Here is a 15,394-nt window from a genome sequence, read left to right as displayed (position 1 = left end):
TTGCCAGCCCTGGGACTTTCCCTTGGTTGCTGCTGCAGTGCAGCGATATTCCGCATCGCAAAACGCTTTGTGCGGGTTGCGCTGGATTTTGTCAGCGAATTGTCAGCAGATTGCAAGCTTGTGTTGGAAAACCGTCAGACTTGGGTCAGCGCTTGCTTGAAGAATGCAGTGTCCGCCAAACAAAAGAGCGGCAACACTACAAGGAGACAACAGCATGGCAACCAGTGCAGCAGCACGGCCGATGACCAAGGAGGAGCGCAAGGTCATCTTCGCCTCGTCACTCGGCACCGTTTTTGAGTGGTACGACTTCTATCTCTACGGCTCGCTGGCGGCCATCATCGCCAAACAGTTCTTCTCCGGACTGGACCCAACTTCCGCCTTCATCTTTGCGTTGCTGGCCTTTGCGGCCGGCTTTATCGTGCGCCCCTTTGGCGCGCTGGTGTTCGGCCGCCTGGGCGACATGATCGGGCGCAAGTACACGTTCCTGGTCACCATCTTGCTGATGGGCGCATCGACCTTCATCGTCGGTATCTTGCCCAACTACGCCAGCATTGGCGTGGCAGCGCCCATCATCCTGATCGTGCTGCGCATGCTGCAAGGTCTGGCCTTGGGTGGTGAATACGGTGGTGCGGCCACCTATGTGGCCGAGCATGCACCGCACGGCAAGCGCGGGGCCTACACCTCCTGGATCCAGACCACGGCGACCTTGGGCCTGTTCCTGTCTTTGCTGGTGATTCTGGGCACGCGTACCGTGATGGGCGAGCCTGCCTTCAATGACTGGGGCTGGCGCATTCCGTTCCTAGTGTCGATTCTGCTGCTGGGTGTGTCGGTGTGGATCCGCATGACCTTGTCCGAATCGCCTGCGTTCCAGCGCATGAAGGCCGAAGGCAAGACCTCCAAGGCACCGCTGCGTGAATCGTTTGGCCAGTGGAAGAACCTGAAGATCGTGATCCTGGCGCTGATCGGCCTGACTGCCGGCCAGGCCGTGGTCTGGTACACCGGCCAGTTCTATGCGCTGTTCTTCCTGACGCAGCAGCTCAAGGTCGATGCCGTCAGTGCCAATCTGATGATCGCCGTGGCCCTGCTGATCGCAACGCCGTTCTTCGTGATCTTTGGTGCGCTGTCCGACAAGATCGGCCGCAAGCCCATCATCATGGCGGGCTGCCTGCTGGCCGTGCTGACCTACTTCCCCGTGTTCAAGATGCTGACCGAAGCGGCCAACCCCGATCTGGCAGCGGCGCAAGCCAAGAACAAGGTGGTGGTCGTGGCCAACCCGGCCGAGTGCTCCTTCCAGTTCAACCCGACGGGTACCTCCAAGTTCACCAGCTCCTGCGATGTGGCCAAGCAACTGCTGGCCGCCAACTCAGTGAGCTATGAAACCGAGGCCGCACCTGCCGGCACGACGGCGGTCATCAAGATCGGCAACGACACCATCCCCAGCTATGCCGCTGCGGGCCTGAGTGGCGACGATCTGAAGGCCAAGGATGGTGCGTTCAAGAAGGCAGTGGCCGAAACCCTGGCCAAGGACGGCTACCCAGCCAAGGCCGACCCCGCCAAGACGAACAAGGTCTTGACCGTGGTGCTGCTGACCTACCTGGTGCTGCTGGTGACCATGGTCTACGGGCCGATTGCCGCGATGCTGGTGGAAATGTTCCCGACCCGCATCCGCTACACCTCCATGTCGCTGCCCTACCACATCGGCAATGGCTGGTTCGGTGGTCTGCTGCCGACGACGGCCTTCGCGATCGTCGCCCAGACCGGCAATATGTACAACGGCCTCTGGTACCCGATCATCATCGCCGGCATCACCTTCGTGATCGGAACCTTGTTTGTGCGTGAAACCAAGGATGTGGATATCTACGCGAACGACTGAACCTCAGCACTGCGAGCTGGCCCCGGGTACGCGGATGACCTGATACCCGTGGCCTTCACCTCCCAACAGCACCTTCGGGTGCTGTTTTTTTCTGCGCGGTTTGGTATCTCATGGTTAATACCAGGGTGTGTCACATAAGTGTGGTAGCGATGCGTCACTCTCGCAAAAACTGCAAGATATTCAGCGCGTTTTTCGGGGACTGCCGCCTAAAATTAACATTATGTGACGGGCTGAAACCTGCCCTGTGCGGACCCCAGCAGCACCGTCCAACCATTTTTAATGACTACATCCCCGAGGACACTATGCGTTCACTGAATCGTTTGATGATTGCCACCTTGGCCATTGCTGGCTCTACCGCTGCACTGGCTCAAAGCAGCGTGCAGGTTTATGGCCGTGTGAACACCTCGGTGGAACGCCAAAAGGTGGGCGATGTGTCCACCACCGGCCTGTTCAACAACGCATCGCGTATCGGTTTCCGTGGCACGGAAGACCTGGGTGGCGGCCTGAAGGCTGGCTTCGTGCTGGAATCGGGTTTCAACTCGGATGACGGCTCGGGCACCGGTTCCGCTGGTGGTCTGACCTTCCGCCGCCAAAGCGAAGTGAACCTGGCTGGCAACTTCGGTATGCTGCGTCTGGGTACCTTCACCGCTGAGTCCTACTACGCAGTGGCTGACTACGGCGTGCTGGACCAGCCTAACCACGACACCGGTTCGCTGTCGGATGCGCTGTACAGCTACGTGATGCGCGACTCCAACAAGATCGCCTACCGCACCCCCGTGTTCCTGGGCGGCCTGACCATTGAAGGCGCTGCTTCGTTCCACGAAAAGGCTGCTGGCACCAACGACAAGAACGGCTACGACCTGGCTGCCAACTGGGAAAGCGGTCCTCTGGCCCTGGGTGCAGGCTTCACCAAGGTCGGTGGCGACAAGCAACTGGGCCTGCGCGCGCACTACACCATCAATGCCTTCCAACTGGGCGCTTACTACCAACGCTCTGACGAAGAGCTGCGCGGCAAGCGCAACGCTGCCCGCGTGACCGGTATGTACACCATGGGTGCTTCCGAGTTTGTCGCTGGCTTCGGCTGGGCTGGCAAGTGGGACGACGTCAGCAACAGCGGCGCACGCCAGCTGATCCTGGGCTACAACTACAACCTGAGCAAGCGCTCCAAGCTGTACGCTGGCTACACCAAGGTCGACAACAAGGCCAACGCCAGCTACGCCACCGGTATCTCCGGCGCCGACTTCAGCACCTTCGCTGCTGGTATCCGCCACAACTTCTAAGCAAGCCTTGGGCGCCCAGCGCGCCTTCCGCTTCACAACCCGCATTCGAGAGGATGCGGGTTTTTTTATGCCGAAAAGTGTGTGGCCAGGATACATCGCCGATTTGCTGATATCTGTAAATATGTACAGTGTTTTGCAGGGCTTTGCCGCGCGCTGATTCAGCCGAGGAATGAACTCCCTAGAATGGTTGCTCACGATCATTTTGCCCCCACGCAGTCGTGTCGGCCTTCCGAGTTTGGGCATCCCTGGCACTGCGCATGGGGGCTTGCTTATCCGGCGGCTGGACTGCGCCAACGAATTACTGGATAGCTCATCGGTATGTCTCAGGAAAACATTCGCATCCGTGGTGCACGTCAGCACAACCTCAAGAATCTGGATCTGGATATCCGCACCGGGGAGTTGACGGTGGTGACGGGGCCCAGCGGTTCGGGCAAGTCCAGCCTGGTGTTCGATACCTTGTATGCTGAGGGGCAGCGCCGCTACGTTGAAACCTTCAGCGCCTATGCGCGCCAGTTCCTCGACCGCATGGACAAGCCGGCCGTGGACAAGGTCGAAGGTGTGCCGCCCGCGATTGCGATTGACCAGACCAACCCGGTGCGCAGCTCGCGCTCGACGGTGGGCACGATGACCGAGCTCAACGACCACCTGAAGCTGCTGGTGGCGCGCGCCGGCCATCTGTTCGACCAGCAGACCGCCTTGCCGGTGCAGCATGACACGCCCGAGAGCATTTACGAGCAGCTGCTGCAGCGCAGCCAGGCGGATGACCCGCGCATCGTGATCACCTTTCCGGTCGAGCTGCCGGCCAACACCAGTGCCGAGCAGGTCGAGCAGTGGCTGTCGGCCAGCGGCTTTACCAAGGTGCAGGCCGAGCGCGAGGTCGATGTGGTGCGCCATGCCGCTGCCGTGGACAGCAGCAAGAAAAAGCCCAAGGCCGGCAAGCAGGCTGCGGCAGAGGCGCCCCAGCGGGTCAAGCTGCTCGATGTGGTGGCGGATCGCTTTCGCCTCAGCAAGGCCGAGAAGGCGCGCGTGATCGAGGCCATCGAGGTGGCCTTGAAGCGCGGCAGCGGCCAGATGACGGTGTATGCCATCGCCGAGGCCGATGCGGACGGCAACGTCGCCGATCCCGCGCTGTGGAAGTTCTCTGCCGGTCTGCACTGCCCGGAAAGCGGCCTGCGCTACCGCGAGCCGACGCCGTCGATGTTCTCGTTCAACTCGGCCGTGGGCGCCTGCGATGCCTGCCGAGGCTTTGGCCGGGTCATTGGCGTGGACTGGGGCCTGGTGATTCCCAACGACAAGCTGACCTTGCGCACCGGCGTGATCAAGCCGATCCAGACGCCGGCCTGGAAAGAGATCCAGGACGATCTGATGCGCCATGCCGAGGCGCAGGGCATTCCCCGCGATACCGCCTGGGCCAAGCTGACCGAGGCGCAGAAGGACTGGGTCATCCATGGCGAAGAGGGCTACAAGGACGGCAACTGGAGCCGCCAGTGGTATGGCATCCGCCGCTATTTCGAGTACCTGGAAACCAAGTCCTACAAGATGCATATCCGCGTCTTGCTGTCCAAGTACCGCAGCTACACGCCTTGTCCGGTCTGTGGCGGTGCACGCCTCAAGACCGAGAGCCTGCTGTGGCGCGTGGGATCGAAGGCCGACGCCGATGCGGCCCTGCCGCCGGCCCAGCGCTTCATGCCGCGCGGTGTGGCCTGGAGCCGCGAGCAGCTCGAAGCCTTGCCAGGCCTGAGCCTGCACGACCTGATGCTGCTGCCGATTGTGCGGCTGCGCCAGTTCTTTGCCAGCATGGATATCCGCCGCAGCAACGATGGCGACGCGCAGGCGCTGCGCCTGCTGCATGAAGAAATCAGCAACCGCCTACTCTACCTCTGCGATGTCGGCATTGGTTACCTGACCCTGGACCGCCAGAGCCGCACCTTGAGTGGTGGCGAGGTGCAGCGCATCAACCTGACCACGGCGCTGGGCACCTCGCTGGTCAACACCTTGTTTGTGCTCGATGAGCCTTCGATCGGCCTGCACCCGCGTGATATGGAACGGATCATCGTGGCGATGAAGCGCTTGCGCGATGCGGGCAATACCCTGGTGGTGGTGGAGCACGACCCGGCGGTGATGTTTGCCGCCGACCGCATGATCGACATGGGCCCGGGCCCGGGCGAGAAGGGGGGCCAGATTGTGTTTGATGGCAGCCCTCTTGAACTGCGCCATGCCGATACCTTGACTGGCGCCTATCTGGGCGGCCGCAAGCAGGTGGGCATGGGTGCCAAGCGCATGGTGACCGAGAGCACGCCACGCCTGATTCTGGAAGGTGCCACCGAGCACAACCTGCAAAACGTGTCGGTGGATTTTCCGCTCCAGCGCATGGTGGTGGTCACCGGCGTGTCGGGCTCGGGCAAGTCCACCCTGATCCAGGATGTGCTGGCCCCCGCCTTGATGCGCCATTTTGGCAAGCCCACCGAGCTGGCTGGCGCGCACCAGCGCCTGCTGGGGGCCGACCATCTGTCCGACATCGTCTTTGTCGACCAGTCACCGATTGGCAAGACCGCGCGCTCCAACCCGGTCAGCTATGTGGGCGCCTGGGATGCGGTGCGCGAGCTGTTTGCGACTGCGCCGCTGTCCTTGCAGCGCGGCTATACCGCCGGCAAGTTCAGCTTCAACAGCGGCGATGGCCGCTGCCCGACCTGCGGCGGCTCGGGCTTTGAGCATGTGGAGATGCAGTTCCTCTCCGACGTCTACCTGCGCTGCCCCGATTGCGACGGCAAGCGCTACCGCGCCGAGATTCTGGAAGTGCGCATCGAGCGCGATGGCCGTTTGATGAACGTTGCCGATGTGCTGGAGCTGACTGTCAGCGAGGCGGCTGCGCTGTTCGCCAAGGACCGCGAGGTGATCCGTGCGCTGCAGCCCATCGTCGATGTGGGCCTGGAGTATGTGAAGCTCGGCCAGCCGGTGCCGACCTTGTCGGGTGGCGAGGCCCAGCGCCTCAAGCTCGCCGGTTTTCTGGCCGAGGCCGCCAAGAGCGCCTCCAAATCCAAGCAAACGCTGGCGCGCAAGGGCACCTTGTTCCTGTTTGACGAGCCCACCACCGGCCTGCATTTTGAAGACATTGCCAAGCTGATGCGCGCACTGCGCAAGCTGCTCGAAGCCGGCCATTCGCTGATCGTCATCGAGCACAACTTGGATGTGATCCGTGCCAGCGACTGGTTGATCGACCTGGGCCCCGATGCTGGCGAAGACGGCGGCAAGGTCGTGGAAGAGGGCACGCCCGAGGAGGTGCGCAAGTCCGGCCGCTCCTACACCGCACAGGCGCTGCGTGATTACGAGCTGGCCATGCTGGGTGAGCGCGGCGACGGCCAGCCCCACGAGGTGCGCGAGCAGCGGCCGGCCTATGCGCTGGCGCCTGCAGCGCAAGCTGCGGCGCTGCCCGGGCCGGGCAACAGCATCCAGATCATCAATGCCAAGGAGCACAACCTGAAGAACCTGAGCGTGGACATTCCGCGCGGCAAGTTCAACGTCGTCACCGGCGTGTCGGGCTCGGGCAAATCGACCCTGGCGTTTGACATCCTGTTCAACGAAGGCCAGCGCCGCTACCTGGAGTCGCTCAACGCCTATGCGCGCTCCATCGTGCAACCGGCGGGCCGCCCCGAGGTCGATGCGGTCTACGGCATCCCGCCCACGGTAGCGATCGAGCAGCGCCTCTCGCGCGGCGGGCGCAAATCCACGGTGGGCACCACGACCGAGGTCTGGCATTTTCTGCGCCTGCTCTACGTGAAGCTGGGCGTGCAGCACTGCACCAAGGACGGTGCAGCGGTGCAGCCGCAAACCCCCGAGAGCATTGCCGCGCAGCTGATGACGCAGTACCGGGGCCAGCTCATTGGCTTGATGGCCCCGTTGGTGGTCGCCCGCAAGGGCGTGTACACCGAATTGGCGGACTGGGCGCGGCCGCGTGGCTACACCCATCTGCGCGTCGATGGCCAGTTCCTGCCGACCACCGGCTTTCCGCGCCTGGACCGCTTCAAGGAGCACACGGTCGAGCTGCCGGTGGCCAGCATCGAGATCAGGCCCGAGAACGAGGCTCTGCTGCGCGACAAGCTCGCCACGGCGCTGGAGCTGGGCAAGGGCGTGCTGCATGTGCTCTCGGCCATCGGCACCCTGGAAGCGGCGATGCAGGCGGGCAGCGACACGGCGGCCATTGGCCAGCTGCAGGTGTTCTCCACCAAGCGCGCCTGCCCGGTCTGCGCCACCAGCTATGCCGAGCTGGACCCGCGTTTGTTCTCCTACAACAGCAAGCATGGCTGGTGCCCCGACTGCGTGGGCACCGGCGTCAAGCTGACCAAGGACCAGCGCAAGGTCTATGACGACTCGGTGATGGGCCAGGACAACCGGGGCCGCGAGCAGAGCTTTGAAGAGCCCGAGGCCGAGGACGTGGGTGAAACCACCTGCCCGACCTGCCAGGGCACGCGCCTCAATGCCACCGCCCGCGCGGTGCTGTTCCACGGCCAGTCGATCTCGTCGATCGCCCGCCTGTCGGTCACCGATGTGCGGCTCTGGATCGAGGGCCTGGTGCTGTCGGGCCGCGAAAGCGATATCGCCCGCGACCTGGTGCCTGAGATCCACAGCCGCCTGGCCTTTCTGGAAGAGGTCGGCCTGGGCTATTTGACCTTGGACCGGGGCGCGCCCACCTTGTCGGGCGGCGAGGCGCAGCGCATTCGCCTGGCCGCGCAGCTGGGCAGCAATCTGCAAGGCGTCTGCTATGTGCTCGACGAGCCCACGATTGGCCTGCATGCGCGCGACAACCATATCCTGCTCAATGCGCTGCACAAGCTGGGCGCCAAGGGCAATACGCTGGTGGTGGTGGAGCATGACGAGGACACGATCCGCCGCGCCGACCATGTGATCGACATCGGCCCCAGCGCCGGCAAGCGCGGCGGCCGCCTGGTGGCCCAGGGTACGACGCAGGATGTGATGGATGCGGCCGATTCGCAGACCGGCCGCTACCTGCTGCATGCGATGCGCCACCCCTTCCAGCCGCGCCGCCTGGTGCATGGCGTGGCCGATGCGGTGTTGTCATCGCCTGCAGACGAGGCAGCGCCCGTCGCAAAAAAGCGCACCAAAAAGCAGATCGCCGCCGACGCTGCTGCCGCCCTGGCCGCCGACAGCGCCCAGGCCAATGCCGCGCTGGCCGCACCGGCCCGTGCCGATGCAATGGCGCCGCTGCACTGGCTGTCGGTGCTGGGTGCCCATCTGCACAACCTGCAGAACGTGGATGTGCGGGTACCGCTCAAGCGCCTGGTCGCCGTGACGGGGGTGTCGGGCTCGGGCAAATCCACGCTGGCGCGTGATGTGCTTCTCACCAATGTGGCCGCCTGGGTCGGCCAGCGCGCCACCAAGGCCGGGCGCGATGACATGGATGCCGGCAAGGCCCCGGCGCTCCTGGGCTGCAAGGGCCTGCAGGGCTTTGAGGGCATCGACCGGGTGCTGGAAGTGGACCAGACGCCGATTGGCAAGACGCCGCGCTCCTGCCCGGCGACCTATATCGGCTTTTGGGACACGATCCGCAAGCTGTTTGCCGAAACGCTGGAGGCCAAGGCGCGCGGCTATGCGGCCGGGCGTTTCTCCTTCAACACCGGCGAAGGCCGCTGCCCGGCCTGCGAGGGCCAGGGCATGCGCACCATCGAGATGAGCTTTCTGCCCGATGTGAAAGTGCCTTGCGAAGTCTGCCATGGCGCCCGCTTCAGCCCCGAAACGCTGGCGGTCACCTGGCGCGGCAAAAGCATTGGCGAGGTGCTGCAGATGGAGGTCGACGAGGCGGTGCTGTTCTTTGCCAGCATGCCCAGCATCGCCCATCCGCTGCAGCTGCTGCAGGATGTGGGCCTGGGCTACCTGACCCTGGGCCAGCCGTCGCCCACCTTGTCGGGTGGCGAGGCGCAGCGCATCAAGCTGGTGACCGAGCTGACCAAGGTGCGCGATGACATCACGCGCCGGGGCAACAAGGCGCCCCACACCTTGTATGTGCTCGATGAGCCCACCGTGGGCCTGCACATGGCCGATGTGGACAAGCTGATCCATGTGCTGCACCGCCTGGTCGATGCCGGCCACAGCGTGGTCGTGATCGAGCATGACCTGGATGTGATTGCCGAGGCCGACTGGGTGATCGACCTGGGGCCCGAGGGCGGCAATGCCGGTGGTCGCATTGTGGCCACCGGTACGCCCGAGGACCTGGTGCAGGCGGGCACGCATACCGGCAAGGCGCTGGCGCCAGTGCTGGCGCGTTGACTGCGGCGTGACGGCAGGGCGTTTGCTGACAGCGCGCCCTGCCAGGCCTGGGCACAATCGCAGAACCATCTGCAAGGAGCCCTTGATGCATATTGACCCCCGGCACCCGGAAGCCCCGCCTGTCAAAGACCCCGCCCCGGTGCAACCACCACCGGTGCCCACGCCCGGCATTCCATCGCCCATCCAGGAGTAGTGATCAAGGGGCGCTGGATACCGCTGCCCAGCGGCGTATGATCGCGGTTTTCCGAGCCCCCTGAATTCTGGCGAGCAAGCATGCGCATATTGCTGATTGAAGACGAGCTGGAGATGGCCGCCTGGCTGGTGCGCGCCCTCAAGCAATCGAACATCGAAGCGGTGCATGCCGCACATGCGGCGATGGCCACGCGCCTGCTGCCCGATGGCCGCTTTGATGTGGTGGTGCTCGATCTGCAGCTGCCCGACCAGCATGGCTTTGACTGGCTGTCAGCCATGCGCGGCCAGGGCCAGCGTGAGCCGGTGCTGGTGCTGACCGCGCAAGGGGCGGTGCAGGACCGGGTTGAAGGCCTGCACCGGGGGGCCGATGACTACCTGACCAAGCCTTTCGATGTGGCCGAGCTGGAGGCGCGCCTGGCGGCGCTGCACCGGCGCAGCCAGGGCCGGGTGCAGGCCATGCAGCAATGCGGTTCGCTGCGCTACGACAGCAACCACCGCACCTTCTGGCTGGCCGAGCAGATGCTGGCGCTGACCCCGCGTGAGCATGCGGCGCTGGAGGCCCTGATGGCGCGCACCGGCGCGCCGGTGGGCAAGTCCAAGCTGACGGCCAAGGTCTTCCCGCAGGACAGCAGCGTCAGCCCCGATGCCATCGAGCAGGTGCTGCACCGGGTGCGGCGCAAACTGGCTGGCGGCGATGTGCACATCGTGACCGTGCGCGGCCTGGGCTATATGCTCGAAACCCTGGCGCCCAAGGGCCCGGGCCATACGCTCTCCTCCTGACTGCCATGCGCTGGCGTCTGCGCTCTTCCAAAGGCTTGCGTCTGCGCCTGCTGTGGGTGCTGGTGCCTGTGCTGATGGGCCTGCTGGTGCTCGACAGCTGGCGCGACAGCGTCAGCCTGGCACGCGAGTTGGAGCGCGCCTATGACCAGAGCCTGCTGGAGCCGGCCCAGGCGCTGTCGGACAACCTGCGCTGGGACAGTGAAGGCCAGCTGAGCCTGGACGAGCCGCTGCACATCATCTCGATGTTCGAGGTGCTGAGCAGCCGGCGCAAGTTTTTGCGCGTGCAGCTGCAGACCCCCGATGGCACGCAGCAGCGCCTGCTGCTGGGCGCCGCGCAGTTCCCCGAGCCCGCGCATGACCCGGCCGACCCCAGCCGCCCTTTTCGCGCCGCAGAGGATGGCACGCGGGTGTCGTACGCCGCCGAGGTGGAGCACCAGCCGGTGCGGGTGCTGGCGCTGCTGCGGGTGCTGCATGACCAGTCGGGCCAGGAATGGCGCGTGCTGATCCAGACCGCGCAAACCAGCGCCGGCATTGAGCGCACGGTGCGCAGCCTGATGTGGGACAGCCTGCTGCGCGACGGCCGCACCTTGCTGGTCCTGGTGCTGGTGGTGTGGCTGGGTGTGGCCTGGGGCCTGCGGCCGCTCCAGGCCTTGCGCCGGGCCGTTCAGCAGCGCCGCAGCGATGACCTGCAGCCGCTGGCCACCGAGGCCGTGCCCGGCGAGGTGCGGCCCCTGGTCGATGCGATGAACCTGCACCTGGCGCAGCAGCGCGATGCGCTGGCCCAGCAACGCCAGTTTCTGGCCGATGCCTCGCACCAGCTGCGCACGCCGCTGGCCATTCTGAGCACGCAGGCCGCCTATGCGCTGCGCGAGACCGATCCCGAGGCGGTGCAGGCCAGCTTGCGCAGCATGCTCCAGCAGCTGCAGCGCGGCCGCCGCGTGTCCGAGCAACTGCTGGCGCTGGCCCATGCCAGCCAGCCTGCCGCCCAGCTGGCGCGGGAGGGCGAGGTCTGCGACGCCAATGCGGTGGCGCGCGAGGTGGTGCTGGCCTACCTGCCGCTGGCGCTGGACAAGCAGCAGGACCTGGGCTGGATCGATGTGCGCGGCCAGGATTTTGAGGGCGATGCCGAGGGCGAGGCCGACCCGGGCGCCGCGATGGCCGCAGCAGTACAGGCCCCCGCCACCGCGGTCTATGAGCTGCTGGCCAACCTGGTACACAACGCGATTGCCTACACGCCAGCCCAGGGCCGGATCAATGTGTCGGTGCAGCGTGATGGGGCCTGGGTGCAGATCCGCGTGCAGGACAACGGACCCGGCATTGCACCCGAGGACCGCGAGCGTGCCTTTGCGCGCTTTAGCCGCTTGCAGCCTGATGCCGCACTGGCGCCAGACGGATCGGGCCTGGGCCTGGCCATTGCCCGGGCCTATGTGCAGCGCTTCCACGGCGAGCTGCTGCTGGACGATGGCGAGGCCCGCGAGGGCGTTGCCGGCCGGGGGCTGAGCGCCCTCGTGCGCCTGCCCGTGGCCCGCGATCCCGCCTGAGCGCACTGTCCTTTGCGGGACTGTTTTCGCTAAGTAGATTTACGTATTTTGCGGCGCCATCCGACATTTGGCAGCTGTTTGGCAGCTTCGTTTTCTAGACTTTCCGCGCAAGTTGTAAGAAAAGGAGACGAGCATGAGTCAATACAGGTCCACCCTTGCGGGTGTGCAGGGGCGCCGGGCGCCCGCCAAGGAGCGGCCATGAGCGCCGGCGGCAAGAGCTACAACAAGGATTACTACGGCGGCGCGCTGATGATCCTGCTCGGTGGCAGCGCGGCCTACGCGGCGCAAAGCTACAACATCGGCTCGCTGGCCCACATGGGGCCTGGCTACTTTCCGTTTGCGGTCGGCATTCTGCTGGCGCTGACGGGCGTGCTGATCGCGCTGAACGCCAAGAAATCAGGCCCCGGCGACGAGGCGGCGCTGGTGGGACACAAGCATGAGATTCCCGATTTCCGGGGCGCCGCTTGCATCATCTTGGGCACCATTGCCTTTTACTTCTGTGGCGAATACCTGGGCCTGCTGCCAGCGACCTTTGCCATCGTCTTCATCTGCGCGTTGGGTGACCGCAGCAACAGCGTGATGGCCTGCTTTGTGCTGGCCATGTCGATGATGATTGTCGCCGTGGTGATTTTCTGGTGGGCGCTGCAGGTGCAGATGCCGCTGGTCAGGTGGGGGATGTAAGCCATGGGACAAGCACTGCAAGACCTTTGGTACGGCTTTGGTATCGCCTTCCAGGGCCATAACCTGATGTGGTCGTTTTTCGGCGTGCTGGTGGGCAACCTGATCGGCGTGCTGCCGGGCATGGGCGCGCTGTCGGCGATCTCCATTCTGCTGCCACTGACCTACACCATGCATCCGGTGCCTGCCATCCTGATGCTGGCCGGTATCTTCTACGGCTCCCAGTACGGCGGCGCCATTGGCGCCATCTTGCTGAACCTGCCATCGCACCCGCCCCATGCCGTGACCTGCCTGGACGGCTACCCGATGACCAAGAAGGGCAAGGGCGGAACGGCGCTCGGGATCACGATGATCTGCTCGTTCTTTGCGGCCTCGGTCGGCATCATCGTGATGATCTTTGCCTCGCCACTGCTGACCACGATCGCGTTCAAGTTTGGCCCGGCCGAGCTGTTCTCCATCATGCTGCTGGGCCTGCTCGCGGGCTCGACCATGTCACGTGGCTCGCCGCTCAAGGGCGTGGCGATGACCTTGTTTGGTCTGCTCTGCGGCATTGTCGGCACCGACGTGAACAGCGGCACCTTCCGCTTTGCCTTCGACATTCCGGACCTGAGCGATGGGCTGGAGATGGTGGCGGTGGCGATGGGCCTGTTCGGTATCGCCGACTTCCTGCTCAACGTCAACAAGATGAAGGCGATCACCAGCAACACCAAGATGCGCATCCGTGACATGCGTCCCTCGATGGCTGAGCTCAAGGAAGCCTTCTGGCCGATGGTGCGCGGCACGGCCGTGGGCACCCTGTTTGGCGCCATGCCCGGCACGGGCCCGACCATCACCACCTTCATCGCCTATGCGCTGGAGCAAAAGGTGGCCAAGGACCCAAGCCGTTTTGGTACCGGCATGATCGCTGGCGTGGCAGCCCCCGAGGCCTCCGCGCACTCGAAGACCCAGGTGGACTTCATCCCGACCATGAGTCTGGGCATCCCCGGTGACGCCGTGATGGCGCTGCTGCTGGGCGCGCTGCTGATCCAGGGCATTCAGCCTGGTCCTCAGCTGATCACCGAGCATCCGGACATTTTCTGGGGCCTGATCGCCAGCTTCTGGATCGGTAACGTGATCCTGATGATTCTGAACGTGCCGCTGATCGGCGTCTGGGTCAAGATGCTGGCCGTGCCTTACAAGTACCTGTTCCCCTCGGCGATGTTCTTCATTGCGGTCGGTGTGTTCACCACGCAAAACAGCCTGTTCCACATCTGGGAGGTGCTGGCCTTCGGCATCATCGGTGCCATCTTGATGGTGCTGGATTTCTCGGTCGCGCCGATCATGCTGGGCTTTGTGCTGGGGCCCATGATGGAGGAGAACTTCCGCCGTGCGCTGCTGCTGTCCCGCGGCGACATGATGGTCTTCATGCAGCGCCCCATCAGCGCGACCTTTGTCTGCATCAGCCTGTTCCTGCTCGCTGCCGTGACCTGGTCGGCCTGGCGCAAGCGCTCGGGCGTGAGCAAGGTGGCGCAAGCCATCGCGCAAGAGACCTCGGACGCTGGCGTGGTGGTGGCCAAGTAAGGCTCGCTGCCCCAAGCAAAAGCCGCTCCTCGGAGCGGCTTTTTTTCTTGGGGCTTGGCGCAGGCACCATGGCCTGCAGACCGCCATCAGAGGGGGATCAGGCGGGCAGAAAGCCCTCTACCGACAGGTAGCGCTCACCGGTGTCATAGGCAAAGCCCAGCACCTTGGCGTTCGGTGGCAGCTCGGGCAGCTTTTGCGCAATGGCGGCCAGCGTGGCGCCGGACGAGATGCCGACCAGCAGGCCTTCCTCACGCGCGGCGCGGCGGGCGTATTCACGGGCGGGTTCGGCATCGACCTGGATCACGCCGTCAAGCACGCTGGTGTCCAGGTTGCGCGGGATAAAGCCGGCACCAATGCCCTGGATCGGGTGGGGAGCTGGCTGGCCGCCCGAGATAACGGGCGAGGCGGTGGGCTCGACCGCATAGACCTTGAGCTGCGGGAACTTGGCCTTGAGCACATGGGCCACGCCCGAGAGGTGGCCGCCGGTGCCCACGCCGGTGATCAGTACATCGAGGCCATCGGGGAAATCGGCCAGCACTTCCTGCGCGGTGGTGCGCTCATGCACGGCGGTGTTGGCGGGGTTTTCGAACTGCTGCGGAATCCACGAACCCGGGGTCTGCGCGGCCAGCTCTTCGGCGCGGGCGATCGCGCCCTTCATGCCCTTTTCCTTGGGCGTTAGGTCAAAGCTGGCGCCATAGGCCAGCATCAGGCGGCGGCGCTCGATGGACATGCTCTCGGGCATCACCAGGATGAGCTTGTAGCCCTTGACCGCGGCGACCAGCGCCAGGCCCACACCGGTGTTGCCGCTGGTGGGCTCGATGATGGTGCCGCCGGGCTTGAGCGCGCCGGTCTTTTCGGCATCTTCGATCATCGCCAGCGCGATGCGGTCCTTGATGGAGCCGCCCGGGTTGCTGCGCTCGGACTTGATCCAGACCTGGGCACCTGCGCCAAACAGGCGGTTGATATGGACCACCGGCGTGTTGCCAATGGTGTGCAGAATATTCTCAACTTTCATGGAGCCTCCAGCGGATCGGGATGAACAAGGGGGTGGAAATAGCCGAACCATTGTGACGCAGTTGATCATTCCGGCTGGAATATCAATATGCCCAGGATGTTCTTAACGACATGGGACTACAGCCACCCGCCCACCGGCCTTTCCTTGATGGCCGTCAATACCGCCTGCAGCCCATCGGCCCAAGATGGGCACT

The 15,394-nt window shown here is 64.4% G+C and carries 8 protein-coding genes; 7 read left to right on the top strand and 1 reads right to left on the bottom strand.

Features of this window, described 5'->3' with window-relative positions; genetic code table 11:
- Window positions 1–214 precede the first annotated feature (214 nt).
- From WH265_RS22990 to WH265_RS22960, 7 genes are all read left to right on the top strand, one after another.
- Window positions 215–1,873 carry an MFS transporter gene (locus tag WH265_RS22990; RefSeq protein ID WP_339519665.1) on the top strand — a complete coding sequence of 553 codons (1,659 nt, stop codon included), beginning with the start codon at window positions 215–217 and terminating at the stop codon, window positions 1,871–1,873.
- Between the two features lie 302 nt (window positions 1,874–2,175).
- The gene (locus tag WH265_RS22985; protein WP_027010383.1) at window positions 2,176–3,153 is read left to right on the top strand and encodes a porin; all 978 of its coding nucleotides are present in this window, start codon (window positions 2,176–2,178) and stop codon (window positions 3,151–3,153) included.
- A 318-nt stretch (window positions 3,154–3,471) separates the two neighbouring features.
- Complete coding sequence (gene uvrA, locus WH265_RS22980; RefSeq protein WP_339559768.1) at window positions 3,472–9,435, top strand: excinuclease ABC subunit UvrA; 5,964 nt, start codon at window positions 3,472–3,474, stop codon at window positions 9,433–9,435.
- Between the two features lie 273 nt (window positions 9,436–9,708).
- Complete coding sequence (locus WH265_RS22975; protein ID WP_021027624.1) at window positions 9,709–10,407, top strand: response regulator; 699 nt, start codon at window positions 9,709–9,711, stop codon at window positions 10,405–10,407.
- A gap of 5 nt (window positions 10,408–10,412) precedes the next feature.
- Window positions 10,413–11,948 carry a sensor histidine kinase gene (locus WH265_RS22970; RefSeq protein ID WP_339559767.1) on the top strand — a complete coding sequence of 512 codons (1,536 nt, stop codon included), beginning with the start codon at window positions 10,413–10,415 and terminating at the stop codon, window positions 11,946–11,948.
- A gap of 198 nt (window positions 11,949–12,146) precedes the next feature.
- Complete coding sequence (locus WH265_RS22965) at window positions 12,147–12,629, top strand: tripartite tricarboxylate transporter TctB family protein (RefSeq protein ID WP_312988754.1); 483 nt, start codon at window positions 12,147–12,149, stop codon at window positions 12,627–12,629.
- 3 nt (window positions 12,630–12,632) lie between these two features.
- Window positions 12,633–14,186: a tripartite tricarboxylate transporter permease gene (locus tag WH265_RS22960; protein WP_312988755.1), complete on the top strand. Its 1,554-nt coding sequence runs from the start codon at window positions 12,633–12,635 to the stop codon at window positions 14,184–14,186.
- Window positions 14,187–14,283: 97 nt separating this feature from the next.
- Here the strand turns inward: WH265_RS22960 and cysK are convergent, their stop codons facing one another.
- Window positions 14,284–15,201 (bottom strand): cysteine synthase A, encoded by a 918-nt coding sequence (cysK, locus tag WH265_RS22955; protein ID WP_021027531.1) that lies wholly within the window; start codon window positions 15,199–15,201, stop codon window positions 14,284–14,286.
- Between the last annotated feature and the right edge of the window lie 193 nt (window positions 15,202–15,394).

Source organism: Comamonas sp. MYb396, from assembly GCF_037479555.1.
GTDB lineage: Bacteria > Pseudomonadota > Gammaproteobacteria > Burkholderiales > Burkholderiaceae_C > Comamonas.
Note: the sequence above shows the minus strand (reverse complement) of the source record. Positions and strands in the feature narration are given on the sequence as shown.

Bases quoted from the DNA above. Each gene is read 5' to 3' on its own strand.
- WH265_RS22985 (WP_027010383.1), top strand. From the start codon at position 2,176: ATGCGTTCACTGAATCGTTTGATGATTGCCACCTTGGCCATTGCTGGC.
- WH265_RS22965 (WP_312988754.1), top strand. From the start codon at position 12,147: ATGAGCGCCGGCGGCAAGAGCTACAACAAGGATTACTACGGCGGCGCG.
- WH265_RS22970 (WP_339559767.1), top strand. From the start codon at position 10,413: ATGCGCTGGCGTCTGCGCTCTTCCAAAGGCTTGCGTCTGCGCCTGCTG.
- cysK (WP_021027531.1), bottom strand. From the start codon at position 15,201: ATGAAAGTTGAGAATATTCTGCACACCATTGGCAACACGCCGGTGGTC.
- WH265_RS22960 (WP_312988755.1), top strand. From the start codon at position 12,633: ATGGGACAAGCACTGCAAGACCTTTGGTACGGCTTTGGTATCGCCTTC.
- WH265_RS22990 (WP_339519665.1), top strand. From the start codon at position 215: ATGGCAACCAGTGCAGCAGCACGGCCGATGACCAAGGAGGAGCGCAAG.
- WH265_RS22975 (WP_021027624.1), top strand. From the start codon at position 9,709: ATGCGCATATTGCTGATTGAAGACGAGCTGGAGATGGCCGCCTGGCTG.
- uvrA (WP_339559768.1), top strand. From the start codon at position 3,472: ATGTCTCAGGAAAACATTCGCATCCGTGGTGCACGTCAGCACAACCTC.